Origin of the sequence: Escherichia sp. AM3 (assembly GCF_032029835.1) — a bacterium.
In the GTDB taxonomy this organism is placed as follows: Bacteria; Pseudomonadota; Gammaproteobacteria; order Enterobacterales; family Enterobacteriaceae; genus Escherichia; species Escherichia coli.
Window position 1 is genome coordinate 1 of the sequence record NZ_JAVUPQ010001080.1, and the last position, 260, is coordinate 260.

1 protein-coding gene is annotated in these 260 nt (G+C 65.4%); it reads left to right on the forward strand.

The genetic code is table 11. The features are described from left to right. Positions 1-260, forward strand: a 260-nt coding sequence (locus RTW80_RS29795) for a cytochrome c biogenesis protein CcdA (protein ID WP_312721751.1), incomplete at both ends; no start/stop codon positions are given.

Below are 260 nucleotides of genomic sequence, written 5' to 3' on the forward strand. Positions count from 1 at the left end.
CCCGCCCGGCGGTCAGCGCGGGAAACGTTCTCAACACCCACAGCATGCAGCGACGCGGCCTGGTTTCGGCTTTTCTGGCAGGGCTGGCCGTCGGGCTGCTGTGGTCCCCCTGTGCCGGACCGATTCTCGGGGCGATCTTCAGCATTAATATTGCGGGCCACTCGGCTATCGCAACCGGAGCGCTGTTAGCCGCTTACGGCAGCGGGTGCGCGTTGATGCTGGGGCTGCTTGTCGCGGGGGGCCGTAAGTTGATAACCCCT